Annotated in this window: 3 protein-coding genes; 1 reads left to right on the forward strand and 2 read right to left on the reverse strand. The window is 70.5% G+C overall.

What is annotated here, in order from left to right; genetic code table 11:
• A partial coding sequence (locus tag FJ311_16285; GenBank protein MBM3952993.1) for an EAL domain-containing protein occupies positions 1 to 219 on the forward strand: 219 nt, incomplete at its 5' end.
• Between the two features lie 18 nt (positions 220 to 237).
• Here the strand turns inward: FJ311_16285 and FJ311_16290 are convergent.
• Complete coding sequence (locus FJ311_16290; GenBank protein ID MBM3952994.1) at positions 238 to 687, reverse strand: hypothetical protein; 450 nt, start codon at positions 685 to 687, stop codon at positions 238 to 240.
• Between the two features lie 3 nt (positions 688 to 690).
• Entirely contained in the window at positions 691 to 1,491 is an 801-nt protein-coding gene (locus tag FJ311_16295) for a hypothetical protein (GenBank protein ID MBM3952995.1), read from the reverse strand.
• Positions 1,492 to 1,643 lie beyond the last annotated feature (152 nt).

A 1,643-nucleotide genomic window follows, 5' to 3' on the forward strand; every position in this document is an offset into this window, starting at 1 on the left:
CTGCTCGATGCGCGCGACCGTCGCCTGTTTTCCGCGATCGTGGCCATGGCGCGGTCGCTCGGGCTCGACATCGCCGTCGAAGGGATCGAAACGCCCGAGCATTTGTGGCTGGCGCGCGGCGAACGGTGTTCCTACGCCCAAGGATACCTGTTCAGCCCGCCCATGCCGTTCGGTTCGTTCGTCGAATTTCTCGACCGGAAAACCGTGATCAGTTCGTGAGAGCGAAAGCCGACGGTGTCATCTGGGCGGCGGCAACGCGCGCCCCGGCACCTGCGGCAACGGCGGCGTCGGCGGCACGACCGCTTGCGCCCGCCGGGTCGACGGCCGGCCGAACAATTCTTCGACCCCGTCGGCGGCGGCGTTGGCGACCATAACCGCCACCTGCCCCCAAGCGCCGTTGAGGCTGCCGGCGGGGATCGTGTTTTCCTGGATGGCGCGGCCGACCTGGCCGCCGCTCACGGTGGTGACGGTCCAAATCACCTTGGCCCGCTGGCGCCCGTTGGTCGGGGGCGCGATCTCGACCCGGCCTTCGATCAGGAACACCGCTTGGCGCGGATCTTCTGTCACCATGAAGTTGCGGATGCGGAGCGCCTGCTTGATCGCCAACATCAACGCCTGGTTGCCGTCGCCGGGCGCGCCCTCGACCAATTTGACCAGGATCACCGGATTGGCCCAGGCCGAAGACAAGGGCTAGCCCTGCACCGGCGCGACCGGCGCCGAGGCGATCTCGCGCACCGGCGGCGAAGGCGGCGGCGCGGCTTGCGGGACGGCTTGTGGAAACGGTTGCGGTACGGCTTGCGCGGCGGCGGCGGCAGGCGCGTAAACCGGGGGCTCTTGCCGGGCTGGCGCGGACGGTCGCGCGAGCGAATCCCCACGCGTGTCAACAGGCGCGGCGACCGGCTGGTTCGACGCGATCTCGCCGCCGAGGACGAAACCATCCTCGCGCCGGTTGGCCGGACGGGACGCCACCAAACGAGGCGATTCGTTGCGCAGCAGCGCCGCCGCCTTGGGCGCGATTTCGGAAGCGATCATCTGCACCGCCGACGGCGCGGCGCGCGTCCACAGCTTGCGATCCATGGCCGCGATCTGGCGGTGTTCGGCGATCGGCGCGCCGTCGCGGCCGCGGTAGGTCCAGGCGATCTCGAGCCACACGACGCTGTCGCCTTCCTCGATGGTTTCGACCTGGCCCTCGATCGTCCGCGACCGGCCGTCGGGCGCCGTTCCGGCGCGGGCATTCGGCGTCGTCGCTCTGAGCAAGCGCGCGATTTCCTCGGCCAACGCCGGCCGCCCGAGCCAATCGGTCCCGGCGAGCGGCAGCACGATCACATGTGGATCGTCGGCGATGCCCGTATCGCCACCGCCGAAGGAGAACCAGCCGCCGACGCGCGAGCCCAACTCGCCCACCTGGGACGGGATACGCTTGACCGTGTCGCACGCGCCCAACAGCGCAAGCAGCGTCAGAACCGCCGCAACGCGGGGTGCCCCGCTCATGGCGACCTCCCCAACGGCTGGGACGGCGCGCCGTCGGCGGCGGCGAAGCTTTTCGCCGTCGGCACGGGCAGACCGGCGACGTCGGGCACAGCCGGAACCTTCAGGCGACGCTCGGAGGTTTGCCTGGGCGCAGAGCGCGCGGCCGACTCCTC

It is taken from the genome of Rhodospirillales bacterium (assembly GCA_016872535.1).
Lineage (GTDB): Bacteria > Pseudomonadota > Alphaproteobacteria > Rhodospirillales > 2-12-FULL-67-15 > 2-12-FULL-67-15.